Genomic DNA, 23,143 nt, shown 5'->3' with positions numbered 1-23,143 from the left:
GTGAAACCTGACTGCGCCGATGGTACTATCGCTTAAGCGATGGAAGAGTAGGTCGTCGCCAGGCATTGAAGCCGGTGAACACAAAACGTTCGTGTCTCTCACGAGAACCCATTTACAAGTCATCTACCCTGGCGCGGGGTGGAGCAGCCCGGTAGCTCGTCAGGCTCATAACCTGAAGGTCACAGGTTCAAATCCTGTCCCCGCAACCACACACCGACATACCAAACCGTCTCAGGGTACCCCGAGGCGGTTTTTTTGTGCCTGCTTTCCGTGGCTTGTCGCCACTCCGTCGCCGCTTGCTGCGCGCTATTGGGTGCCTTTTTGACCCGTGATGTCGAATTTCTTGGGATATTTTGGGGATTCAAGGCTGCATTCACGCAAGAGAAACCCCCCGTGCGCTTAGCGCCGGTCTCTATAGCTCGCCGATATAGCTGAGAGCGTTAAGGACGCAGATTCGGCGTTTCTTGTTGCCGTTGATTGTGGACTCCATTTGCCGCCCCTGCCTCAGGGCGACCTTGGCGCCATCCTGCGCCCCGCATGTCATGGCGACGCAGCGCGCGACCTTGGTCACACGCCGGAAGCGCTGGCCGAGGCGGTAGGGATAAGTCGGATCACACAGTCGCGGATCCAGCATTGTCGTGCCGTGCCTCGCATTGAAACGCTCAACAGGCTACTGACGGCGCTTGACCTGAAAACTGCCGACGTCGCGGTCCGGGGGCATGGGACTATTGCGACGCTCCTGTCAGCCGACATACCTCACGCCGACAGAGAATTAGACCTCGGCGGAAACCTGCGACACCGGCGTCGTGAATTCAGCTTGTCGATCGCGGTCGCCGCCGTTGCCGCCGGTGTCTCCGCTTCTCAACTGTCGCACATCGAGCGCGGCCAGAGCCGGCACTCGCGCTGGTTCGCATGGCACTCCGACGACCCAGATCTCCATGAGGATGATCGAGGGCGGGTGTACGTGCATCCGGTGCTCGATGATTTTCGCCGCGGACGGTGCGACGCGGACGTGCGCGGCCCGAGCACGTGGGTTTGTAATCTGCCAGTCCACCGGCTGAAGCACATCGCGCCGGGGATCCGCATCGTGCTCGAACTGCCCGCGCAACGGACGCGGTCGCGGCTCGACGAGGGACGGCTCGGCCTGTTCGTCACGCCGCAGGAGTTTGCCTCGCCGCGTCATCCGGTCGTATTGTTGTTTGCTGAGCGGCACGGCGTCGTGGGGTGTGCGGACAACCCGGCTCTGGCCGAGCGGCGTATGATAAAAAACGATTTTCTCGCGCTCGACCATGTCGCGGTGCTGCTTTGCACCAATGTTCCGGCGGCGTTCGCGGACCGGCAGCTCGAGGAGATCGGCAAGGTCCGGCAGATCGGCGTGACGGTGCCGAGCTTCGCCGCAGTCCTGTGGATGGTGGTCGGCACGCGGCGCATCGCATTGATGCATGACGGCTGGCGTGCATCAATGCGGACGTGCTTGCCGATTGTGCTGGTACCCGTGCCCTTTGTTTTTTCCGAAATGGCCGAGGTGATCCAGCATCACCGTGCGCGCGACGCCGATCCGGGCCTGCGCTGGCGGCGCGACCAATTGCGGATCGAGGCTGCCGCCGATTAGCCTTCGGGCGCGAAGATCGCGCTGGGAAGAAAACGGGCGAGCAGCGCCACCGCGGCGAGCAACACGATGTCGAGCGCGACGGCTCCACCGAAGGCGCGCTGTGCGCCGCCGTGATCGAGGATCGCGAAGAACAGCGAGCCGATCACCGCTGCGCCGAGCGCACCGCCGATCTGCTGCGCGCCATTGTGCATCCCGCCGGCGACCCCGGCATGCCCGCGATCGACCCGCGCCAGCGTGACCGGCCCGAGCGGCCCGGTGATGCAGCCCATGCCGATACCGCTCAGCGCGAGCGTCGCGGCGATCAACCCCGGGATCGGCGCGAACGCTACCGCTGAGGCGGTTCCCGCCAGGCCGAGCGCCATCGTCAGCGCGCCGAAGATCAGCAGCCCGGCGCCGACCCGCGGCAGGACGCGCGGTCCGATCAGCGCGATCCCCGCCATCACGCCCAGTCCGAAGGGTAAGTGGAGCAAGGCGGTGTCGAGTGGGCTCATGCCGAGGCCACGCTGCAGCACCATGCTCAGCACCAGCAGGAAGCCGTTGGTCGCGGTCGCGAACAGCAGCGTCATCGACAGGCCGAGGCGGAAGGTGGGTGCGGCGAACAGTTCGGGCGCGATCAGCGCCGATCCGACGCGCGCCGTTCGGCGCACCGAATGGCGCCAGAAGGCGATCGCCAGAACGACACTCGCGACCGGCAGTGCGATGCTCCACCACGGCCAGCCCAGCGCGCGACCTTCGATCGCCGGGATCAGGAGCGCCATTAGCGCCGCGCCGAGCAGAAGCGTCCCGATCGGATCGAGCCGAAGCGCGTGCGGCGAGCGCCCGCGCGGCAGCAGCCACCACCCCGCCACCAGCGCCACCAGCCCGATCGGCAAGTTGATCAGGAATACGACGCGCCAGCCGAGCCCAGCGGGATTGGCGGCGATCAGCAGACCGCCAAGGATCGGCCCGCCGATTGCCGCGAGCCCGCCGACCAGCCCGAATACCGCCAGCCGCGCGACGCGTTCGAGCGGCGAATACATCAGCTGGACGAGCGCGATCATCTGCGGCGCCATGATCGCCGCGGCGGCGCCCTGCGCGAAGCGGGCCGCGATCAGCGTCGTCGCATCGGGCGCCAATCCGCACGCGAGCGAGGCGAGCGTGAACCCGCCGACGCCGACGAGAAACAGCCGCCGGTACCCGTAAAGATCGCCCAGCCGCCCGCCGGCGACGAGCAGGATCGCGAACATCAGGAAATAGCCGGTGACGACCCATTGCGTCGCGCTCTCGCTCGCGCCCAAGCCTCGCTGGATCGCGGGGAGGGCGGTATTGACGATTGTCGTGTCGACAATCTCGAGCACGAGCGCGAGGATGACGGTCGTGAAGGCAAGCCGTCGACGATAGCCGAGCAGCTGCGCGACTCCGACCTCCGAAAGCAGTGGGGACGGCGGATGTGGTGGGATCGTCTCGCTTGACATGCACAGCAGCATATCGATACTGGTTTCAGAACAATAGTTCTAATTTGATGTCGGCATGAGCCCGGCGCGTAGGAGAGGCGAATCGTGGAAGCCACTGCACGTATTGCGTCGAACGCCGGTCGACGACCCGGTCTTGGGCAAGGTTCGACCGTCATCGCCGCAGGATTCCTGCCGATCCTGGCGATCGTCTCGCTATTCCCAGCGGTCCCGTCGATCATCGATCATTTCGCAGGCGACCCGGAGGCGGGCTGGAAAGTGCCGGCGATGGTGTCGGCGCCGGGCCTCGCGATCGCGGCGATCGCGCCGTTTGCCGGCATTCTGGTCGATCGCTTCGGGCGGCGGCGGCTGCTGCTGTTTTCGACGTTTTTCTACGCGCTGATCGGCGTCATCCCGTTCTTTCTCGACAGTCTCAACGCGATCTATGGCTCGCGCATCCTGCTCGGGGTCACAGAAGCGGCGATCCTGACGACGCTCAATACGCTGATCGGCGATTATTGGGACGATCGCGGGCGGCGCCACTGGCTGGCACTGCAGGGGACGGTCGGACCGTTGCTCGCCGCGGGCATGATCTATTGCGCCGGGATGCTCACCGCGGTGCGCTGGAACGGCGTGTTCCTGATCTATCTCGTCGCTCTCCCGATCTTCGCGGCGATGGTAGTGTATCTGTACGAGCCGGCAAGCGATGCGACCGCGCGCAAGATGCTCGGGATCGACCAGGATCGGGTCGCGCGTACGCCGTTTCCCTGGTCTTCGGTGCTGCAGATCGGCGCGGTGACGCTTGCCGCCGCCGTTTTGTATTACGTCTTCATCGTGAATGGCGGGATGGCGTTCCGCGAGGTCGGGATCCAGTCCTCGGCGAAGCTCGGTGAGCTGACCGCGCTGCCGAGCCTGTTCGTCGTCGTCGGCGCGGGCCTGTTCTGGCTGATGGGCCGCGCGCGCGCGCAACTGCAACTGGCGTCGTGCTTCGGCCTGCTCGGGGTCGGGCTCGCGATGATCGGGCTGGCGCCCGATTGGAAGTGGATGATCGCCGGACTGGTGATCCAGCAGACCGGCGCAGGCATGACGATCCCGACGCTGATCGCCTGGGCGCAGACCAAGCTGCCGTTCGAACATCGCGGTCGCGGCATGGGCGTCTGGACCGCCTGCTTCTTCTTCGGCCAGTTCGCCAGTCCGCTGCTCGTCAGCGTCGTGCGCGGTGCGGTCGTCACGATGCAGTCCGCCTTCCTCACCGCCGGCGTGCTCGGCGTGCTCTGCGCGCTGGTCAGCGTCGCCATGGCGCTGCGCGCCCCCGTTTCCCATCCAGTCGAGGTTTGATGCCGATGCCGTCCACGATCAAGCGGGGCGTCAGCCTCTACAGTTTCCAGGAAGAGCTGTTCCTGCGCCAGATGACCGTCGAGGATGCGATCGCGTTCGCGGCCTCGATCGGCGCGACCGGGATCGAAGTGCTTCCCGAACAGAACATGCCGAGCTTCCCCAATGTCAGCGACGCCGAAGTCGCCTGGTGGCAGGACACCGTCGCCAAGCATGGCTGCGAGCTCAGCTGCTACGACATGTTCCTCGACACCAAGATCCGCAAGGATCGCCCGATGACCGACGAGGAGCAGGTCGCCTCGATCCGCCGCGACCTCGAACTGTGCCACCGGCTCGGCATCCGATCGATGCGGATCCTCGTGTTCGTGCGGCCTGAGATTCTCGAAAAGTGCGTGCCCTATGCCGAGGCGCTCGACGTCCATATGGGGGTCGAGGTCCATGCGCCGTGGCACCTCGAACATGCCTGGATCCTGCGAACGATCGACACGGCCGACCGGCTCGGGACGAAGCATCTCGGCATCCTGCCCGACATGGGCATCTTCATGAAGCATTACCCGCCGGTGTTCCGCGCACGCTTCGAACGGCAAGGCGCGCGGCCCGAGGTCGCGCAGTTCATCGTCGACAGCCATGAAGCCAAGATCATGGCCGAATATACGATCTACGAGGTCGCGGTGAAGATGGGCGGCAACAAGGCCGAGGTGGCGATGGCCGAAACGCTGCGCCACGCCCCCTATGCCAACCCCAAGCGGCTGGCCGAATATGCGCCGTACTTCCGGCATATCCAGGCGAAGTTCTACGAAATGACGCCTGAGGCGACCGACCCGTCGATCTCGTATGACGAGGTCATCCCGGTGCTCGCGGCCGCCGGGTGGAACGGCTATCTGTCGAGCGAATATGAAGGCAATCGCTGGATCCAGGACGTCGAGCCGGTCGACAGCCGCGAGCAGGTCCGCCGCCAGCACACGATGTTCGAGCGCCTGATCGGCGCGACCGAGGCCGTAAAGGCATGATCCGCGCGGTTCTGACGGTGCTGTTGCTGGGTGTCGCCACCCCGCTCGGCGCTGCCCAACTGCCTGAGATGGGGCGCGAGACGATCCCGGCCCCGGCGCAGCCGGGCGTGATCGCCTTGCCGTTCGCGCCGGGCATACCCGACCGTGAGGTCTGGCACATGGACGGCAGCTTACGCGCAGTCCGCAACGTCACGCGCGCGACGCTCACGCCCGTCTTGCCGACGCACGGCGCGACCGGCGCGGCGGTGATCGTGGCGCCGGGTGGCGGTTTCCTCGGCCTCGCGATCGAGAAGGAGGGGTGGCAGGTTGCTCGCTGGCTAGCCGATCACGGAATCGCGGCGTTCGTGCTCAAATATCGGGTGCTCCCGACACCCACCTCTCAACCCGAATTCGTCGACCAGCTCGCCCGCGCGATCCGCGGTGAAAAGGTCGGGTTCGCGATGCCCGAAGATACGCCCGACCCCGCCTATGCCGACGGTCTCGCCGCGCTTCGCCTGGTTCGAGCAAAGGCGCAGAGCTATGGGGTCGATCCCAAGCGGGTCGGTTTCATGGGCTTTTCGGCAGGCGGATTCCTGACGCGCAGTCTGGCCGAGCGGGCCGGTGCCGATGCACCGGCGTTTGCCGCGCCGATCTATCCCAACATGACCGCGATGCGCGTGCCCGCCACCGCGCCGCCGATGTTCGTCGCGGTCGCGGCCGATGATTTCCTCCTCGCGCGCGTGACGGGCACGCCGCTCGTCGACAGCTATCGCGCGGCGAAGCGCTCGATCGAGTTCCATCTGTTCGCCAGCGGTGGGCACGGTTTTGCAATGGGCGTGGCAGGCACGCCGACCGAGGGTTGGATGGACCAATATCTGCGCTGGCTCGGCGCACAGGGCTTTCTGAAAGGAACACAGTGATGTTCGACAAATATCTGATCGTGGATGACAGCCTGCGCGCGACGGCGGACGGCTTCGCGTTCGACGCGCGGCTGGGCTATTATCGCGGGCTCGGGCTTTCGATGGTCGAGGATCTGGTCGTGACGATCGACGACCAACCAGTGGCCCGCGAGGCGATCCGCTTCGACGAGACCGGTGGTGGCGCTCCGCTGACGCTCGACGAGATGGAAACCACCTATGACCGCCAGTGGAACTTCGGCTCGGTCGCGACCATCAGCGTGATCGCGTCCGAGCCGCTGGCACCAGGCGCGCACAGCCTGACGTTGAGCGAGAAGCTGAGGGTCTCGTATCTGCCGTTCCCTGCGATGAACAGCGACGCCAAGACGCTGGAAGTCGCGGCGTGAGCGCGTCGCGCCGCGATGTGCTGGCGCTCGCGCTGGCGGGCGGCGCGGCGCTACCGGCGGTGGCAGCGCTGCCGGCTGCCGCTCGGCGCGGGGTCGAGGGGCAGCGCGCGCCCGATCTCGGCGATGGGCGCTATCTCAATCCGATCCTGGCAGGGGATCGGCCCGACCCGTCGATCCTAAAGGATGGCGACGACTATTGGATGACGCATTCGTCGTTCGATGCGTCGCCCGGGCTGCTGATCTGGCATTCGCGCGATCTGGTCAACTGGACGCCGGTCGGGCCGGCGCTGGCCAAGCCGCTCGGCACGGTCTTCGCGGTCGATATCGTCAAGCATGACGGGCGGTACTTCATCTACATCCCGTTCATGAAGGCGTCGTGGTCGGGACCGCTGCCGAGCTTCGCGAACATCTACGTCATCCATGCGCCGACCATGCACGGGCCGTGGAGCGATCCGATCGATCTCGGCATCGGCGATTTGATCGATCCCGGCCATGCGGTCGATGACGACGGCCAGCGTTACTTGTTCCTGTCGGGCGTCAACCGCGTCCGGCTTGCGCCCGATGGGCTGTCGACCGTCGGCAAGGTCGAGAAGGTCTATGATGGCTGGCACTATCCCGATGCCTGGATCACCGAAGCCTATCCGCTCGAGGGACCAAAGCTCTTCCGGCGCGGGGGCTGGCATTATCTGGTCAGCGCGGTCGGCGGAACGGGCGGCCCGGCGACGGGGCACATGGTGATCGCCGCGCGTGCGCGGACGCTGGCGGGGCCGTGGGAGAATTGCCCGCACAACCCGATCGTGCGGACGCGCAGCGAGGCCGAACGCTGGTGGTCGCGTGGTCATGCGACCTGCGTCGAGGGTCCGGGCGGCCGCTGGCACATGGTCTATCACGGCTATGAAAACGGCTATCGCTCGCTCGGGCGGCAGACCTTGCTCGAGCCGATCGTGTGGGGTGACGATGGCTGGTTCCGCGCGACAGGCGGCGATCTCTCGCAACCGCTGCCGCGGCCCGGTGGCGTGGCGGGGCCGCACGGCATTGCGGGCTCGGACGATTTCTCCAAGCCCGCCTTCGGAACGCGCTGGAGCTTCTACGGCGGGGGGCCGGGCGAGCTTGCGCGAGCGCGGATCGAGCGCAATATGCTGACGATCGCGGGGAAAGGCACTGGCCCGAACGATTGCGCACCGCTGACGCAAATCGTCGGCGACCATGCCTATGAAATCACGGTCGAGTGCGAACTCGGTGGCGACGCGCAGGGCGGGCTGCTGCTGTTCTTCAACGACCGGCTGTTCCTCGGCATGGGGATCGATGGAAAGCGGATGATCACCTACCGCGGGGGCAAGGCGAGCTATTGGCCCGAACCGGCGCCTGCAGTGCGGCGGCTGTTCCTGCGGATCGTCAACGACCGGCAGATCGTGACCTTCTATTACAGCGTCGACGGCAAGAGCTGGACGCGCCACGGCGTGCGCAGCGAAGTCTCGGGCTACAACGCCAACACGATCGACGATCTCGCGCAGCTTCGCCCGGCGCTCTTCGCGAGCGGGGCGGGCAGGGTTCATTTCCGCGATTTTCGATATCGCGCGATCGCCTGACCGGAACGCGCGGGAGCGTTCCGGTCAGGCGCTGATCAGGCGGCTACCTCGACCGGGGACGGCATCTCGGAGCGACGCAGCTGCATCAGGCGGCGTCGCGCGCGGATCGCCGCGGCGTCGACCGACAGGATGACCGGGCGCTCGGCCCAGAAGTCGCGGCCGAGCATCGCCTGCTGGATCGCCTCGAGCATCGGGCCATCCTCCGCGTCGAACACCTGCTTGGCCATCGCTTCGGATCCGTCCCCCGGCTCACGGGTGAAGAAATAGTGCGAGCTCGTCGCGGTTTCTGGCGTGATGATATGCGGATTGGCCATCGCCGGCACGACCATCTGCTGGCGCTCACTGCCGGCATGCGCGACGCCGATGAACAGCGCCATCGACGCGGGCGCGTGCCAACGCATTTCGAGCCATTGGTCGACGCGGCCGCCGTCGGGCACGAGCGCGGTGGCAAAGGGCGGTGGCGGGGTGTCGGGCATCCGCCAGTTCGACCAGATCGCGCCGCTATCATCCTGCGTCGCGCTATGCTCGCCGTTGAACAGCGCGCCGTTGGTCGCGAAGGTCTCGATATGGAGGAACTCGGCGTGGCTGAGGTCCATCAGATTGTCGGTGATGAACTCGAAATTCGCGCGCATGTGCGTGCGTCCGCGGACGATCGGCGGGCCTGCGTCGATGAACGAGAAATCGGGGATCAGCGCAGGATCCGTCGCGGCGGCGTCGCCCGGCCAGACCCAAACCGCGCCCCAGCGCGCTTCGGTCGGCCAGGACGAGACCTGGGTGTTGGGCGGGATCAGGTCGGAAAAGGGGTCGCGCACGCAGCCCCCGTCGGCGCCGAATTCCAGGCCGTGATAGCCGCAAACGATCCGGTCGCCATCGCGTTTGCCACGGCTGAGCGGGGCGAAACGATGCGGACAGCGATCGGCAAGCGCGGCGTAAGTGCCGTCGGCGAGTCGATAGATCAGGCGCGGTTCGTCGAGCAACGTCCGGGGCAACATGCCGCCTTCGGGAACCTCGTCCTCCCACGCCGCGACATACCACAGGTTGCGCACATAGGGTTCCATCGGCATTCCTTTTCCTAGTCATGATTATAAAGAAACCAGATGGTTCTTATAGCGCGTCCGGTGGCGTGCGCAAACCCCCTGTGAGCCGAGATCCGGAGACGGTGACGGCGCGTATTCTCGATGCAGCCGAGGCCGAGTTCATGGCGTCGGGGTATGAAGCGGCGAGCACCAATCGGATGGTCGCTGCGTTCGGGGGATCGAAGGCGACGCTGTTCCGCTACTTTCCGACCAAGCAAGCGCTGCTCGAAGCGGTGATCCGCCGCATCACCGCGCGCGGGCAGGCGCGGGTCAGCGGCGTTGTCGGGCAGGAGGATGATCCCCGCGCCTGGCTTACGACGTTCGTCACGCAGGTGTTGAGCTGGATTCTCGGGGACGATGCGCTGTTTCTCGGCCGGCTCGGCATTGCCGAAGGGCAAAAGCTGCCGACGTTGAGCGGCGTCTTCCATGCGACGGCGGGCGCGCCGCTCCAGCGGCAACTCGCGGAGCAGCTCGAGCGATGGACGCGTGATGGCCGCCTCGTGTGCGACGATCCCGCTGGCGACGCGCAGCGATTGTTCGACCTCGCGATCGCAGGGGCGGTCAGCCGCGCGCTGTATGGCGCCGAGCGTCTCGCGGGAGCGGCGCTCGCCGACCACGCGGCGGCTAGCGTTGCGCTGTTCCTGCAGGGCCGTGCGCCGCGCTAGCGGCGCGCGGATCTCAGAGCGCGTTGCGCCGTGCGATCGCGCCGAGCACGGCGGCGCTCGGCTTGGCGGTGCGGCGGAAGGTGACGCGGTCGAGGCTGTGCAGCCCGAACTTGGGCGCGTAGCCGAACACCCATTCGAAATTGTCGATCAGCGACCAGTGCATATAGCCCTTCACCGGCACGCCCTCGTCGATCGCCTTCTGGAGCTCGGCGAGCGCCGCGGGGATCAGCGCCACGCGCAATCGATCGTCGGTCGCGTTGATGCCGTGTTCGGTGACGATCACCGGCACGCCGCTGACGGAATGCGCATAGCGCACCGCATTGGCGAGCGAGGCGGGGTAGATTTCCTCGCCCGCAGCGTTGACCGGCGCTCCGCGTGGCACGGGCAGCTTGCCCGAGGAATCCCACAGCGTCCGCGTGTAGTTCTGGACCCCGACGAAATCGTCGGCGCGCGCGGCGTCGAGCCACGCGGCGTAGAAGCGCGCGCGCTTGGCGTCGCGCACGCTGTTCTTGCCGACCGGCTGATCGTCGATGATGGCGAGGCTGACGCCGACCGGCAGATCGGGCCGCACCGCCTTGATCGCCGCGCGCCCGAGCCGGTGCGCCGCCAGCAGGTGCTTCTGCGTGAGCTGCGGATCGGCGACGTAGAGCGCGCTGCCCGCGGAATAGAGCGGGACGCCGCTTGCGCGCGCCGCGGCGGCCGCCATCGCCTTGTCGGTTTCCATCAGCCGTTCACCCACGCCTGCCGGGAGCAGCTCGCTCAGCAGCCCGTTGAGGTTGGGCTCGTTGAGCGTGGTCGCGTAGCCGATGCCGTGCGCGAGGTGCCGCGCGGCGCGGTCGCAGAAGCGCGCGAACAGCGCCGGGCCTTCGGGGTTGGTCCAGCCGCCGGCTTCGGCGAACCAGCGCGGGGTGGTGAAATGGTTGAAGGTGACGAAAGGCGTCAGCCCGCGCGTGCGGCACCCCTCGATCATCGCGGCATAATGATCGAGCATCGCTTGCGAGAATTGCCCGCGCGCCGGCTCGATCCGCGCCCATTCCAGGCTGAAGCGATAGGCGTTGAGCCCCATCGCGCGGACCAGATCGAGATCGGTCGGCCACAATTCGAAGCTGTTGGCGGCATCGCCCGACGGCTCTGCAAACGCAGTCGGCTTCGCATGCTCGAGCGGCCAGAGGTCGCTGTTGATGTTGTTGCCCTCGACCTGATACGCCGCGGTGGACGCGCCCCACAGGAAGCCGGTGGGGAAGCTCTGGCTGGCAGATCGGCCGAACGCCGGTGCGGCGAGCGACGCGGCTGTCGCCGCCAGCAGGGTACGACGGTCGATCATGCTCTCTCTCCGGAAAAGGTCAGGCGCATCACAGCGTGCCAGCGCGCAGCATCGACACGGCAGCGTCGCAGGCGCGCGCGGTAAGCGCGAGATAGGTCAGCGACGGATTCTGCGATGCCGACGAACTCATCTGCGCGCCGTCGGTGACGAACAGATTGGCGACGTCATGGGCTCGACTCCATTTGTCGAGCACCGAGGTGGTCGGGTCGAGCCCCATGCGCGCACCGCCCATTTCGTGGATCGCGGAGCCGCCGGGGCCGGGCTGATCCATCCCCATCACGACCTGGCCGCCGACCGCGCCGAGCATCGCCGCCGCCTCGGCCTTGGCGTCGGCGAGCGCGGCATGTTCCTCCTTGCCGTGCGCGAAGGCGATGTTGAGCGCCGGCGCACCGTTCGCGTCGATCTTTGCCGGATCGAGCGTCAGCCGGTTGCTCGCGCGTGGCATCGATTCGGCGAAGGTGACGAGGATCATCTTCCAGTCGCCCGGCGTGCGCAGGTGCGTCTTGAAGCCGTGGCCGATCCCCGCCTGGCGCTTGCCCTGCGTCCACGTGCTCTGCAGCGCGCCGCCCTGGAACGAATAGCCGCGCGTGAAACCGTTGCCGTCGAGCGTCTCGAGGTTGCGGAAGCGCGGGATGACGATGCCGGTCGGGCGATTGCCGAAGGTGGTATGCTGCTCGAACCCCGGCATGATCGCGATTGCCGACAGCGTCGTCGCGTGGTCCATGATGTGCGTGCCGAGCACGCCGCTCGAATTGGCGAGGCCGTTGGGCATCGCTTCCGAGTGCGAGCGCAGCAGGATGTGGTTGGTGTTGAACGCACCGGCGTTGAGGAAGACGAGCCGTGCGGTGGCGCGGTGGCGTTCCTTCTTGGCGGTGTCGAGGAAACGCACGCCGGTCGCGCGGCGCGTCACGGGATCGTAATCGACGCCCTCGACGACGCTGTCGGTGACGACGGTGAGCAATCCGGTCTTCATCGCCGCCGGTAAAGAGGCGCTCTGCGTCGAGAAATAGGCGCCGTAGGAGCAGCCCCGCGCACAGATGCTGCGATACTGGCACGCGCTGCGCCCGTCCTTCTCCTGCGTCAGATTGGCGGTGCGGCCGATCGTCAGCCGCCGTCCGGGCCAGCGCGCGCTGATCCCCTCGCGGACGTGCTGTTCGACCACGTTGAGCGGCATCGGCGGCTGGAAATGCCCGTCGGGGAGCTGCGCCATCCCCTCGGCCGCGCCCGAGACTCCGACGAAATCCTCGACGCGGTCATACCAGGGCGCGAGCTCGGCATAGCGGATCGGCCAGTCGGTGCCGTTTCCGTCACGCTTGTTGGCGCCGAAATCGTAATCCGACCAGCGATAGCATTGCCGCCCCCAGGTCAGCGAGCGGCCGCCGAGATTGTACGAGCGGAACCAGGTGAATTCGCCGCCGGCGGGGGTCGTGTACGGGTTCTCGTCGTCGCGGCAGAAATGGTCCTGCGTGAATTCGGTGAAGTGGCGGTTCTTCGACTGGACCGGATAGACCGAGGCATATTCTTCGGCATCGCCGAGCCCGCGGAACGGCAGGTCCCACGGTGCGAGCGTCTCGGTCTTGTAGCCCGTGCCATGCTCGATCTTGGGCCCGCGCTCGATCATCAGGACCTTGAGGCCCTTCTCGGTCAGTTCCTTGGCGGCGAACCCGCCGGTGATGCCCGAGCCCACCACGATCGCGTCGAAATCCACCGTCATCATCCAAACTCCACCGCGGTCCAGTCGCTCGAAAACGCGTGCATGCCGGGACGCAGCGGCAGATCGGGGTCGAAGCGACCCGGCACCAATTCATAGGTGAGTTCCTTCGCGCCGCCGGGCTGCGAGGTGTAATAGCCGGTCAGCAGCAGCCCCTTGATCTTGGGCCACGGGCCGGTCGACTGGTGGTTGGCGAAGGCGGCGCCGTCGATCGTGTCGAGCGCAGCCTGCTGGCGCGCGAGCGGGGCGGCGAGGAAATCGCCATGCGCCTTGCGGTCGAGTTCTTCCTCGAGCCAGGTCAGGTGATCGAGCGACCCATCGGGACGGCGATACCGCGCGGTCGCGCCCTGGATCGCGGCGCCGCCGTCGGGTGTGCGCGTCCCGTCAAGGCCCGCGGCGAGCGCGAGCAGCAGAAAGGCGTCGGCGCCGACATCGGCGCCGCCGGGCGTATCGGTGCGCGGGATCAGGATCTGCGCGATCTGCTGCGCGATCAGCTTTTGCCGGTCACTCGGTTCGTCGTCGGTCGGCGCGCGCATCGCGCGCAGCACCGCGATCGGCACCGCAATCACACCGAGCGCGAGCGCGCCCGCACCGATCATCTCACGGCGGTCGAAGCTGGTCATGCGTCAAGTCCCATCAGCCGCGCATTGAGCGCGCGGTCGCTGCCGCTGGCGGCAAAATCGTCGAAGGCGTGGTCGGTCACCGGGATGATGTGGCGTGCGATGAACGGCGCGCCTTCGGCGGCACCCGCCTCGGGATGTTTGAGCGCGCACTCCCATTCGAGCACCGCCCAGCCGGCGAAGTCATATTGCGCCATCTTCGAGAAGATGCCGGCAAAGTCGATCTGGCCGTCGCCGAGCGAGCGGAACCGGCCGGGGCGGTCGACCCAGCCCTGATAGCCGCCATAGACTCCCGAGCGGCCCGACGGGCGGAACTCGGCGTCCTTGACGTGGAAGCACTTCACGCGCTCGTGATAGATGTCGAGAAACGCGAGATAATCGAGCTGCTGAAGCAGCAGATGGCTCGGGTCATAGAGGATATTGGCGCTCGGATGGTTGCCGACCTCCGCGAGAAACCGCTCGAACGTTACGCCGTCGTGGAGGTCCTCGCCGGGATGGATCTCGAAGGCGAGGTCGACCCCGACCTCCTCGAACGCATCGAGGATCGGGCGCCAGCGCCGGCCGAGCTCGGCAAACGCATCCTCGACGAGCCCCGCGGGGCGTTGCGGCCATGGGTAAAGATACGGCCAAGCGAGCGCGCCCGAGAAGGTGGCATGCGCCGCCAGCCCGAGATGCGCGCTGGCACGAGCGGCGAGCTTGAGTTGCTCGACGGCCCAGGCCTGTCGCGCCGCTGGATTGCCGCGGACCGCCTCAGCGGCGAAGGCGTCGAACTGCGCGTCGTAGGCGGGGTGGACCGCGACCAGCTGCCCTTGGAGGTGCGTCGACAGTTCGGTAACCGCGAGTCCCTTCTCGGCGAGCATCCCGGCGATGTCATCGCAATAGGTCTTGCTCTCGGCGGCGCGGGCGAGATCGAACAGCCGCGCATCCCAGCTCGGGATCTGCAAGCCCTTGTAGCCGAGCCCTGCCGCCCAATCGGCGATGTGTTCGAGGCTGTCGAACGGCGCCGCGTCGCCCGCGAACTGCGCGAGGAAGATGCCGGGGCCTTTGATCGTGCGCATGGGGGTCAAACCTCGAAATCTACCCAGCCCGCATCGGCGCGGCTGGCGGTGACGGCCAAATGGATGAACGCCATCCCGCGGAGACCTTCGTCGATCCCGGGGACGAGGCTGCCGGGTTCGCCGCGCAGCTGGCGCGCGAAATCGCGATAGAGATTGGCGAACGCTTCGAGATAGCCCTCGGGATGCCCGCCGGGCGTCCGGCTGGCGGCGCGTGCTGCGTCGCCAAGCCCGGCGTCGCCCGCCTGGACCAGCTCGGTACGGCCATCGGCGTGGTGGAGCGTCAGGAGGTTGGGCGCTTCCTGCCGCCAGTCGAGCGCGCCGCGGTCGCCATAGACGCGCAGCCGCAGCCCGTTGCGCTCGCCGAGCATGATCTGCGACGCGAGCAGGACGCCGCGCGCGCCATTGTCGAAGCGCAGCAGCACCTGGCAGTCATCGTCCAATCGGCGGCCGGGAACGACCGCGGCGAGATCGGCCAGCAGGCGGGTGACGCGCAGACCGGTGACGAATTCGGCGAGATGGAAGGCGTGGACCCCGATATCGGCGATCGCGCCGCCTTCGCCCGCACGCGCCGGATCGAGCCGCCACTCGGCCTGCTTGCCGGCGCCTTCACCTGCCAGCCAGCCTTGCGGATATTCGACGACGACCTTGCGGACGCTGCCGACGAGCCCCGCCGCGATCCGCGCGCGCGCTTCGCGCACCAGCGGGTAGCCGGAATAGGTGTAGGTCAGCCCGTACGGGAGTCCGGCGTCGGCGACGAGGCCGGCGAGCGCGTGCGCCTCGGCGAGCGTCGCGGTGGCTGGCTTGTCGCTGAGCACCGGGATCCCCGCGGCGAGCGCGGCGCGGGCGGCTGGCAGATGGTGATGGTTGGGGGAGGCGATCGTGATGAAATCGATCGAGTCGTCGCGCGTCGCTTCGGCCGCGAGCAGCTCCGCGACGTCGCCGTACGCCCGCGACGGGTCGATCCGATACGCCTCGCCCGCGGCGCGTGAGCGCTCTAGCGTGCTGCCGAACGCGCCCGCAACCAGCTCGATCTCACGGTCGAGTTCGGCGGCGATGCGGTGGATCGGGCCGATGAACGCACCCGGCCCGCCGCCGACCATTCCCATGCGCAAACGCCGCATCCCACTCCCATTCTGTTATCAGAATTACAGTTCTGATACGCGGCAGCAGGGTCGGTGGTCAAGCGATCCGCGGTGAAGTGGTGAGAAAGGCTGCGATCATGCGAGCGAGATCTTCCTTGAGGATCTGCCAATCGCCATCCCAGGCCGATCCCATCGTCGAGCCGAAGCCGAGATAGCGCGCGATCGACGAATAGAGGATGCGATAGGCCGAATGCACCGCACGCTCGGCGTCGGGCTGCGCGATCTCGGCGCTGTGCTCGAGCAAGGCCGCGCAGACGGCGTCGGCGATCTCGGCATAGCGCGCCTTGCCTTGCGCGGCGACGACGGTGTCGGTGCTCGCGCGGATCATGAACGGGCGCATCACGTCGGCGAAACGGCGAAGCGATTCGGCGGTGCCTTCGACCAGGCGATCGACCAGGATGACGAGATCGGGCGCCTCGGTCCGCGCCGACTCGACCATCGCGAGCTGCTCGGCATTGACGCGCTCGAGCACGCGCGTCTGCACCGCGTGGACGAGATCGTCCTTGCTGTCGAAGCGGCAGTAGATCGAGCCGATCGACACCTTGCCGCGTTTGCCGACCTCATTGAGCGTGAAGTCGTCGGTGCCGCGCTCGGACATCAACTCTTCGGCAGCAATCAACATGCGTTCGAACGACGCACGGCTGCGACCTTGTTGCGGGGCGCGGACCGCGCTGATCTTGGTTTCGACGTTCATAGCAGGACGCGTTCTACGGCACTTGCCGCGCAAATGGGACTGGACATATCAGAACTACCGTTCTAGTTCTAAATCCTACAACGATGCGGGATGGCCGGCAAGGCATCACCGCGTGAGCGTGCGAGGGGATAGACTATGCGATTTTCGGTTTTCCTGAATGCCCGATCGATGGCGCCGGAAGAAGATCGTGCGCTGATCAAGGATCTGGAGGGGCATGCGACCCGCGCGGCCGAGCTCGGCTTCGATGCGATCTTCCTGCCCGACCACCATTTCAACGGCTATATGCCGATCGCGTCGGACAGCTACATGTTCGCGGCCTATCTCGCGGCAAAGCTGCCGCAGATGTATTTCGGCTTCTCGATCACGTCGGTGCCGCTGCATCATCCGGTGCGCTTCGTCGAGCGGATCAACATCCTCGACCAGCTGACCGACGGCAAGCTGCTCGTCGGCGTCGGCAGCGGCACGACGCCCGAGGAAATGATCGGCTTCGGCGTCAATTATCAGGACGCCGGGGCGATCGCCGACCGCAACCTCGCGATTGCCGAGCAGCTCTGGGCCAAGCGTGTCGAGGATCCCGCGGTCGAGATCGACAATGGCCCATATAAGGGCCGCGTCCTCCAGCGCATCGCACCAGCGGCCTATACGCCGCGACACGCCCGGCTGATGCCCGTTGCGATGAAGGAAACGAGCGCGCGGCGTGCCGCGGAAAATGGCTGGCCGGCGTTCATCCCGGCCTTCACCCCGCCGGTGATCGGCGGGACCGAGCCGCTCAAGCACGTCACCAAGCATTTCACTGCTTATCGCACGATGCTCGAAGCGGCGGGCCACGCGCCCGAAATCGTCGCCGACGCGCTGTCCTGGTCGACGCATACCTATCAAGTCGTCCACCTCGCCGAGACCGACGAGCAGGCGCGGACCGAATTGCTCGAGATCCTGGCGAGCTACCAGGAAGCGATCGAGCGCGAGGCGGCGTTCAACGCGCGCGCCGAGACCGATGGCGCCAACAAGAAGACCGATCGCACGCCGAACGCGCTGACCGAGGACTGGATCGGAACCTGGTGCCTCTATGGCAGCCCCGAGACGGTGATCGAGCATCTCAAGCCGTATGTGGCGCTCGGCATCGGCAACATCCTGTGCGGCACGACGACGGGTCCGCTGACGGCTGAACGGTTGCGCTATGCCGACCAGACGCTCGAACTGCTTTCGACGCGGGTCATGCCGGCGCTGCGCGACGCGGCATGAGCGTTCGTCGCAAGCGCATCGTCGGGATCGGCGGTACGCTGCGCGCTGGCTCGAGCAGCGAGCGGCTGGTGCGCGCGGTGCTCTCCGCCTGTGGCGAGGTGGGTGCCGAGACGACGCTGTTCGACGGCGCGGCGCTCGCGCGCTTCGGGCATTTCAATGTCGAAGATACCGCGCGCACCGATGAACAGCGGGCCTTCATCGAGAGCGTCCGCGAGGCCGATGGTCTCGTGCTCGGGACACCGGGCTATCACGGCGGGGTCTCGGGGCTCGTCAAGAACGCGATCGACTTGCTCGAGGATCTGCGCGGCGACGCGCGTCCGTATTTCGAGGGGCGTCCGGTCGGGCTGATCGTGTCTGCCGCCGGGTGGCAGGCGGGCGGCGTGACGCTGAGCGCGTTGCGCGGGATCGTCCACGCGATGCGCGGCTGGCCGACGCCGATCGGCATCGCGGTCAATTCGGTCGAGCAGCGGCCGTTCGATGCGAACGGCGATCTGGTCGACGCCGGCATCGCCTCGGCAGTTTCCGCGCAAGCGCGGCAGATCATGACCTTCGCACTCGAGGCGCACGCCGCATGACCGATCCGCTTTCGCTCGAAGAACAAGCCAGCCTGTCCGCCGGCGGCGCGATGTGGTCGACGCTGGCGCTGCCCGCGCACGCCATCCCGGCGGCCACGATGGCCGATGGCCCGATGGGGATCGCGAGCGGCCGCGTCGACGAACGCGACGTGTCGCTGCTGACGCCGTGTGGGACGTCGCTTGGCGCGAGCTGGGACGTCGATCTCGTCGCGCGGGTCGGCGCGCTGGTCGGCGGGGAAGCCGTCCGCTGCGGCGTCGACGCGGTGCTCGCGCCCAACGTCAATCTCGCGCGCAGTCCGCTCGCCGGGCGGGCGTTCGAATATTTCTCGGAAGATCCCTATCTCGCCGGTGCGCTCGGCGCGGCCTGGACGACCGGCCTGCAGTCGACCGGCACCGCCTCGGTGGTCAAGCACCTCGTCTGCAACGACAGCGAGACCGCGCGCGACACGATGAACGTCGTGATCGACGAACGCACGCTGCGCGAAGTCTATCTGCTGCCGTTCGAGCTCGCCGCGGCGGCCGGGGCGGGGGGCATGCTCGCCGCCTATAACCGCGTCAACGGCAGCTATTGCGCCGAGCAGCATCACATCCTGACCGATATCGTAAAGGGCGAATGGGGCTTTGGCGGCGTCGTGATGAGCGACTGGTTCGGCACCCACAGCACCGTTCCGACGATCACCGCCGGGCTCGATCTTGAAATGCCGGGGCCGGCCCGCTTTCTCGGCGCCAAGGTCGGCGCGGCGGTCCTGGCCGATCAGGTCGATCCCGCGCGCGTGGCCGATGCCGCGGCGCGGGTCGCGGGCTTCGCGCGGCGGTTCACCGGTGCCAAGACGCCCTCGATCGCCACGGCTGATGTCGACGATCTGTTGACCGAGGCCGCCGCGGCGGGCTTCGTGCTGTTGCGCAACCAGGGCGACCTGCTGCCGCTGGTTCCCGGTCGCGATGCGACGATCGCGGTGATCGGGCCCAATGCCGATGCGCCCTGCTATCAGGGCGGCACCTTCGCCAAGATCGCGGTGACGCCCGATGCGGTGCGCCCGCTCGAGGCGATCCGCCGTCACTATGCTGGACAGGCGCGGATCGTCCACGAGGTCGGCGTCGATCCGCAGCCGCGACTGCCCTCGATGCCGGTGCGGCCCGAGCGCGACCTAGGCGACGGCTGCACCGTCGGCATGACGATCGACTATTTCGACGACACCGCTGTGTCGGGCACGCCACGCTTCAGCGAGACGCGCGCGACCAATTCGCTCGTCTGGTTCGTCGGCGTCCACGAGCAGGGTGCATGGGACCGCCCGGCTGCGATCCGTGCGCGCGGCTGGTTCACGCCCGAGCGCGACGGCGACTATCGTTTCTATCTCGGTGGCACCGGCGCGGTGGCGATGACGGTCGATGGAACCGAGGTGCTGCGCCGCGACGAGGCCGTAGCGGCGTCGGACGTGATGGGTACGCTCAAGCGCGGCGATGCCGATTGTTCGATCGTGCCGCTCGTGGCGGGCCGCGACGTCCTCGTCGAGATCGTCTTCCGGCACACGCCCGCGCGGGTCCAGGGATTGTGGTTCGGCGTTCGCACGCCCGATTCGGCGCAGGCGATGCACGATCGCGCGGTGGACCTCGCGCGCAGCGCCGATGCGGTGATCCTGGTGGTCGGCGAGACATCGGATTCGAGCGTCGAGAGCAAGGACCGTGTCGATACGCGGCTCGCTCCCGAGCAGATCGCATTGATCGAAGCGGTGACGGCGGCGAACCCGCGCACCGTGATCGTCGCCAATGTCGGCCATGCGTTCGATGCCGCCTGGGCCGAGCGCGCCGGCGCCGTGCTGGTCGCCTGGTATCCGGGGCAGGCGTTCGGTCGCGCCTTGGCCGAAGTGCTTGCCGGGGATCGCGAGCCGGGCGGGCGGATGCCGGTGTCGATCGCGCGCGACGAGGCCGACTATCCCGCGCTGGGGCTCACGCCCGACGCTGACGGTAAACTTGCGTATTCGGAGCGACTTGCCGTCGGCTGGCGCGGTATGGAGACGCCTGCCTACGCGTTCGGCAGCGGCATGGGCTATGCCCGCTTCGCGATCGAACAGCCGACGATCGACGGCGCGCAGGTCGGCGTGACGGTGCGCAATCTGAGCGAACGCGACGGCGGCACCGTCGTCCAGGTCTATCGCTCCGCGCCCGAGCGCGCGCTGGTCGGGTTCGCGAAGGTCTTCGTCGCGGCCGGTGCGCAACGTCAGATCGCCATCGATATCGAGCCGAGAATGCTGCGCGTCTGGCGCGCGGACGGCTGGATGGCGATCGCCGGGCCGCTGTCGCTGCACGTCGGACAAGCGTCGGACGATCTTCCGCTCGTCATTACGATGAAGACCGTTCCGACCGTCTTGACGGCATAGCCATATTGGTATTAGAACGCTAATTATAATTCGACGATGGTGTCGATCATGAAATGCGGGCGGTGCCGGATGGCGACCGACCCGCGGATGAAGGGGAGGACAGCATGAATACATCCGATTTCCTGCGGCTCATGGCCACGACGGCGCTGATCACCACCGCGCTGCCGGCGATGGCGCAGACCGAGCCGGCGCCCGCGCCGACCACGCAACCGGGCGCTCCGGCAGTTGCCGCGGCCACGGGCGACCAAGCCCCTGCCGACCAGCTGCAGGATATCATCGTCACCGCCAACCGCGTCGAATCGAGCGCGCAGAAGACCGCCACGGCGCTGACGGTCTATAGCGGCGCCGACCTCGCCGCCGCGGGCGTGACCAACGTCACCAACTTGCAGCGCATCGATCCGAGCGTGAACATCGTCTCCTCGACCGGCGCTGCCTATGTCGCGATCCGCGGCATCGCCTCGACCGACGTCACCGAGATCGGCGATCCGTCGGTGCCGATTGCGCGCGATGGGTTCTTCACCAACCGCTCGTTCAGCATCGCCACCTCGATCTACGATCTGCAGCGCGTCGAAGTGCTGAAAGGGCCGCAGGGGACGTTGTTCGGGCGCAATTCGACCGGCGGCCTGATCAGCCTGATCACGCGGCGGCCGGGCAAGGATCTTGGGGGCAATTTCTCGCTCGAGGCCGGCAATTACAAGACGGTCAACGCTGAAGCGGGTATCGATATTCCGCTCGCGAGCTGGGCGCAGCTGCGCCTCTCGGGCGTCGCGCGCCGGCACGACGGGTATCGCGAGCTGCTCGGCGTCGGCGGTCGCGGCGATGACGATCAGACGACGTCGGGTCGCGTCACCCTGGCGGTGCAGCCCTTTGCCGGGTTCGACGGCATGATCCAGTATCAGCATGACGACATCAACAATGTCGGCGATGTCGCGGCGATCCGTCCGATTGCGACGATCCTTCCGACAAGCTTTGATGAGAAGCAGTTCGTCAATTACGCGCCGACCTTCAATCGCATCAATGGCAACCGCATCCGCTGGGAATTCAGCTATGATCGCCTCCCGCTCGGTCTGACGCTGACCTATGCTGGTGGGTACGACTCGCAGCAGTGGCGCCATGCGCTCGACGCAAGCGGCAACGCGGCCAACCCGGTCAACTTCCGTCAGGCCGAAAATCCCGACACGTGGAACCACGAAGTCCGCCTCGCCACGCCGCAGGGCCGCGCATTCTCGGCGCAGGTCGGCTATTTCCACTTCGACGAGAGCAACTCGCTCGACAGCGGATTGCTGCAGCTGTCGGGGCAATATGCCGGGCAATATCTGGTCCGCTTCCGCTACAACACCAAGACCAGCTCCGACGCCGTCTTCGGCCAGGCGAGCCTGCGCGTGACCGACACGCTCAAGCTGACCGCGGGCGCGCGCTACACCTGGGACAAGAAGGACCGCACTGGGACCTCGCAGCTGCGCTGCGACATCGCGCATATCCCGGCGTTCCTCTATCCGATCATCGGCTGCCTGGGGAACCCGCCGATCCTTCCGGGGCTGGGCAACGGCACCTTGCGCCAGCAGCGTCCGACCTTCCTTGGCGGGATCGACTGGACGCCGACCGATCGCAATCTCGTCTATGCGAAATATTCGTCCGGCTACAAATCGGGTGGCTTCAATTCCAACGGTTCGGCGCCGTCGGTCGATTACGGCCCCGAGAACGTCTATTCGTGGGAGATCGGCACCAAGAACCGTTTCGCGGATCGCAAGCTGCAGCTCAACGCCGATATCTTCTACCAGAACTACAAGGGCTATCAGGCGTCGCAGGCTTCGCCCGTGGTCTCGTCGGGGTCTGGCGTGTTCAACATCGGCAGCGCCAAGATCTACGGCGCCGAGGCGCAGTTCATCGCCTTGTTCGGTGCCGCGCGCCTCGACCTCAACGGAACCTACCTGCACGCGCAGTTCGACAAGAATATCGGCACGGTGAGCAGCACCGATCCGGTGACCGGTGCGGCGGTGTCGCGCAACGTCTCGGGCAACGATCTGCCCAACGCGCCGCGCTTCGCGCTGACCGGTGGGCTCGAATATCGCTTCGACTTCGCCAATGGCGCGACGCTGACGCCGCGGGTCGATGGGAAATATTCGACGGCCTATTATTACAGCGTGTTCAACGACGCCGACACGCGCCAGACGGCGTATGCGACGGGCAATGCGCAACTGACCTATGCACCGGCGGGCGGGCACCTGCAGATCTCGGCGTTCGTTCGCAACTTCACCGACAAGGCGGTGTTCGCGAACGCGACGCGCAACTTCACGGCGATCCCGTCGATCAACACCTATCAGTTCCAGCCGCCGCGGACTTACGGCATGCGGCTGAGCTTCAAATACTGATCGTCGCGGGCAGCGCCGGCGTCCGCGC

General features: G+C 66.8%; 19 protein-coding genes and 1 tRNA gene. 12 read left to right on the top strand and 8 right to left on the bottom strand.

What is annotated here, in order from left to right:
- Positions 1 to 132 precede the first annotated feature (132 nt).
- Positions 133 to 209, top strand: a tRNA-Met gene (locus tag ABIB28_RS13055).
- 434 nt (positions 210 to 643) lie between these two features.
- Positions 644 to 1,612: a helix-turn-helix domain-containing protein gene (locus tag ABIB28_RS13050; protein WP_354288530.1), complete on the top strand. Its 969-nt coding sequence runs from the start codon at positions 644 to 646 to the stop codon at positions 1,610 to 1,612.
- Here the strand turns inward: ABIB28_RS13050 and ABIB28_RS13045 are convergent.
- Complete coding sequence (locus tag ABIB28_RS13045) at positions 1,609 to 3,066, bottom strand: MFS transporter (RefSeq protein ID WP_354288525.1); 1,458 nt, start codon at positions 3,064 to 3,066, stop codon at positions 1,609 to 1,611. The two genes, ABIB28_RS13050 and ABIB28_RS13045, sit on opposite strands and share 4 nt — an antisense overlap.
- 84 nt (positions 3,067 to 3,150) lie before the next feature.
- Between ABIB28_RS13045 and ABIB28_RS13040 the strand changes: the two genes are divergently transcribed.
- The 5 genes from ABIB28_RS13040 to ABIB28_RS13020 are packed head-to-tail and all read left to right on the top strand — an operon-like array spanning position 3,151 to position 8,258.
- On the top strand, positions 3,151 to 4,380 hold the full coding sequence (locus ABIB28_RS13040) for an MFS transporter (RefSeq protein WP_354288523.1): 1,230 nt from the start codon (positions 3,151 to 3,153) through the stop codon (positions 4,378 to 4,380).
- Complete coding sequence (locus ABIB28_RS13035; RefSeq protein ID WP_354288522.1) at positions 4,380 to 5,387, top strand: sugar phosphate isomerase/epimerase family protein; 1,008 nt, start codon at positions 4,380 to 4,382, stop codon at positions 5,385 to 5,387. Before ABIB28_RS13040 ends, ABIB28_RS13035 begins: the two co-directional genes overlap by 1 nt.
- Positions 5,384 to 6,286 (top strand): alpha/beta hydrolase, encoded by a 903-nt coding sequence (locus ABIB28_RS13030; RefSeq protein WP_354288521.1) that lies wholly within the window; start codon positions 5,384 to 5,386, stop codon positions 6,284 to 6,286. Before ABIB28_RS13035 ends, ABIB28_RS13030 begins: the two co-directional genes overlap by 4 nt.
- On the top strand, positions 6,286 to 6,669 hold the full coding sequence (locus ABIB28_RS13025; RefSeq protein WP_354288520.1) for a C-glycoside deglycosidase beta subunit domain-containing protein: 384 nt from the start codon (positions 6,286 to 6,288) through the stop codon (positions 6,667 to 6,669). Before ABIB28_RS13030 ends, ABIB28_RS13025 begins: the two co-directional genes overlap by 1 nt.
- On the top strand, positions 6,666 to 8,258 hold the full coding sequence (locus ABIB28_RS13020) for a family 43 glycosylhydrolase (RefSeq protein ID WP_354288518.1): 1,593 nt from the start codon (positions 6,666 to 6,668) through the stop codon (positions 8,256 to 8,258). Before ABIB28_RS13025 ends, ABIB28_RS13020 begins: the two co-directional genes overlap by 4 nt.
- 35 nt (positions 8,259 to 8,293) lie before the next feature.
- On the opposite strand, the gene ABIB28_RS13015 is transcribed toward ABIB28_RS13020, so the two are convergent.
- On the bottom strand, positions 8,294 to 9,322 hold the full coding sequence (locus ABIB28_RS13015; protein ID WP_354288517.1) for a Rieske 2Fe-2S domain-containing protein: 1,029 nt from the start codon (positions 9,320 to 9,322) through the stop codon (positions 8,294 to 8,296).
- Between the two features lie 95 nt (positions 9,323 to 9,417).
- Here ABIB28_RS13015 and ABIB28_RS13010 point away from each other — a divergent pair, with 95 nt between their 5' ends.
- Positions 9,418 to 9,999, top strand: a complete 582-nt coding sequence (locus ABIB28_RS13010) for a TetR/AcrR family transcriptional regulator (RefSeq protein WP_354288516.1) — start codon at positions 9,418 to 9,420, stop codon at positions 9,997 to 9,999.
- A 13-nt stretch (positions 10,000 to 10,012) separates the two neighbouring features.
- On the opposite strand, the gene ABIB28_RS13005 is transcribed toward ABIB28_RS13010, so the two are convergent.
- Genes ABIB28_RS13005 through ABIB28_RS12980 form a run of 6 tightly spaced genes read right to left on the bottom strand, consistent with a single transcriptional unit; the run spans position 10,013 to position 16,548 of the window.
- Complete coding sequence (locus ABIB28_RS13005) at positions 10,013 to 11,323, bottom strand: glycoside hydrolase family 1 protein (protein WP_354288514.1); 1,311 nt, start codon at positions 11,321 to 11,323, stop codon at positions 10,013 to 10,015.
- Positions 11,324 to 11,351: 28 nt separating this feature from the next.
- On the bottom strand, positions 11,352 to 13,037 hold the full coding sequence (locus tag ABIB28_RS13000) for an FAD-dependent oxidoreductase (RefSeq protein WP_354288513.1): 1,686 nt from the start codon (positions 13,035 to 13,037) through the stop codon (positions 11,352 to 11,354).
- A complete protein-coding gene (locus tag ABIB28_RS12995; RefSeq protein ID WP_354288512.1) occupies positions 13,037 to 13,657 on the bottom strand; it encodes a gluconate 2-dehydrogenase subunit 3 family protein in 621 nt (206 codons plus the stop codon). Before ABIB28_RS12995 ends, ABIB28_RS13000 begins: the two co-directional genes overlap by 1 nt.
- Positions 13,654 to 14,712 carry a sugar phosphate isomerase/epimerase family protein gene (locus tag ABIB28_RS12990; RefSeq protein ID WP_354288511.1) on the bottom strand — a complete coding sequence of 353 codons (1,059 nt, stop codon included), beginning with the start codon at positions 14,710 to 14,712 and terminating at the stop codon, positions 13,654 to 13,656. The genes ABIB28_RS12995 and ABIB28_RS12990 overlap by 4 nt, the downstream gene beginning before the upstream one ends.
- Positions 14,713 to 14,717: 5 nt before the next feature.
- Positions 14,718 to 15,833, bottom strand: coding sequence for a Gfo/Idh/MocA family protein (locus ABIB28_RS12985; protein ID WP_354288509.1), 1,116 nt, complete (start codon positions 15,831 to 15,833; stop codon positions 14,718 to 14,720).
- Between the two features lie 58 nt (positions 15,834 to 15,891).
- A complete protein-coding gene (locus ABIB28_RS12980; protein WP_189674618.1) occupies positions 15,892 to 16,548 on the bottom strand; it encodes a TetR/AcrR family transcriptional regulator in 657 nt (218 codons plus the stop codon).
- A gap of 135 nt (positions 16,549 to 16,683) precedes the next feature.
- Here ABIB28_RS12980 and ABIB28_RS12975 point away from each other — a divergent pair, with 135 nt between their 5' ends.
- From ABIB28_RS12975 to ABIB28_RS12960, 4 genes are all read left to right on the top strand, one after another.
- Positions 16,684 to 17,790, top strand: a complete 1,107-nt coding sequence (locus tag ABIB28_RS12975) for an LLM class flavin-dependent oxidoreductase (protein WP_354288507.1) — start codon at positions 16,684 to 16,686, stop codon at positions 17,788 to 17,790.
- Positions 17,787 to 18,365: an NADPH-dependent FMN reductase gene (locus tag ABIB28_RS12970; protein ID WP_354288506.1), complete on the top strand. Its 579-nt coding sequence runs from the start codon at positions 17,787 to 17,789 to the stop codon at positions 18,363 to 18,365. Before ABIB28_RS12975 ends, ABIB28_RS12970 begins: the two co-directional genes overlap by 4 nt.
- Positions 18,362 to 20,743, top strand: coding sequence for a glycoside hydrolase family 3 protein (locus ABIB28_RS12965; protein ID WP_354288505.1), 2,382 nt, complete (start codon positions 18,362 to 18,364; stop codon positions 20,741 to 20,743). The genes ABIB28_RS12970 and ABIB28_RS12965 overlap by 4 nt, the downstream gene beginning before the upstream one ends.
- Before the next feature lie 104 nt (positions 20,744 to 20,847).
- Positions 20,848 to 23,115: a TonB-dependent receptor gene (locus tag ABIB28_RS12960; RefSeq protein WP_354288504.1), complete on the top strand. Its 2,268-nt coding sequence runs from the start codon at positions 20,848 to 20,850 to the stop codon at positions 23,113 to 23,115.
- The last annotated feature ends 28 nt before the right edge of the window (positions 23,116 to 23,143 follow it).

The organism is Sphingomonas sp. UYEF23 (assembly GCF_040546165.1).
Taxonomy (GTDB): domain Bacteria; phylum Pseudomonadota; class Alphaproteobacteria; order Sphingomonadales; family Sphingomonadaceae; genus Sphingomonas; species Sphingomonas glacialis.
This window is presented reverse-complemented; position numbering and strand designations above follow the sequence as displayed.

Coding starts and splice junctions, on each gene's coding strand:
- ABIB28_RS13005 (WP_354288514.1), bottom strand. CDS start 11,323: ATGATCGACCGTCGTACCCTGCTGGCGGCGACAGCCGCGTCGCTCGCC.
- ABIB28_RS12985 (WP_354288509.1), bottom strand. CDS start 15,833: ATGCGGCGTTTGCGCATGGGAATGGTCGGCGGCGGGCCGGGTGCGTTC.
- ABIB28_RS12960 (WP_354288504.1), top strand. CDS start 20,848: ATGAATACATCCGATTTCCTGCGGCTCATGGCCACGACGGCGCTGATC.
- ABIB28_RS12965 (WP_354288505.1), top strand. CDS start 18,362: ATGACCGATCCGCTTTCGCTCGAAGAACAAGCCAGCCTGTCCGCCGGC.
- ABIB28_RS12980 (WP_189674618.1), bottom strand. CDS start 16,548: ATGAACGTCGAAACCAAGATCAGCGCGGTCCGCGCCCCGCAACAAGGT.
- ABIB28_RS13045 (WP_354288525.1), bottom strand. CDS start 3,066: ATGTCAAGCGAGACGATCCCACCACATCCGCCGTCCCCACTGCTTTCG.
- ABIB28_RS12990 (WP_354288511.1), bottom strand. CDS start 14,712: ATGCGCACGATCAAAGGCCCCGGCATCTTCCTCGCGCAGTTCGCGGGC.
- ABIB28_RS13025 (WP_354288520.1), top strand. CDS start 6,286: ATGTTCGACAAATATCTGATCGTGGATGACAGCCTGCGCGCGACGGCG.
- ABIB28_RS12995 (WP_354288512.1), bottom strand. CDS start 13,657: ATGACCAGCTTCGACCGCCGTGAGATGATCGGTGCGGGCGCGCTCGCG.
- ABIB28_RS13030 (WP_354288521.1), top strand. CDS start 5,384: ATGATCCGCGCGGTTCTGACGGTGCTGTTGCTGGGTGTCGCCACCCCG.
- ABIB28_RS13035 (WP_354288522.1), top strand. CDS start 4,380: ATGCCGATGCCGTCCACGATCAAGCGGGGCGTCAGCCTCTACAGTTTC.
- ABIB28_RS12970 (WP_354288506.1), top strand. CDS start 17,787: ATGAGCGTTCGTCGCAAGCGCATCGTCGGGATCGGCGGTACGCTGCGC.
- ABIB28_RS12975 (WP_354288507.1), top strand. CDS start 16,684: ATGCGATTTTCGGTTTTCCTGAATGCCCGATCGATGGCGCCGGAAGAA.
- ABIB28_RS13015 (WP_354288517.1), bottom strand. CDS start 9,322: ATGCCGATGGAACCCTATGTGCGCAACCTGTGGTATGTCGCGGCGTGG.
- ABIB28_RS13000 (WP_354288513.1), bottom strand. CDS start 13,037: ATGACGGTGGATTTCGACGCGATCGTGGTGGGCTCGGGCATCACCGGC.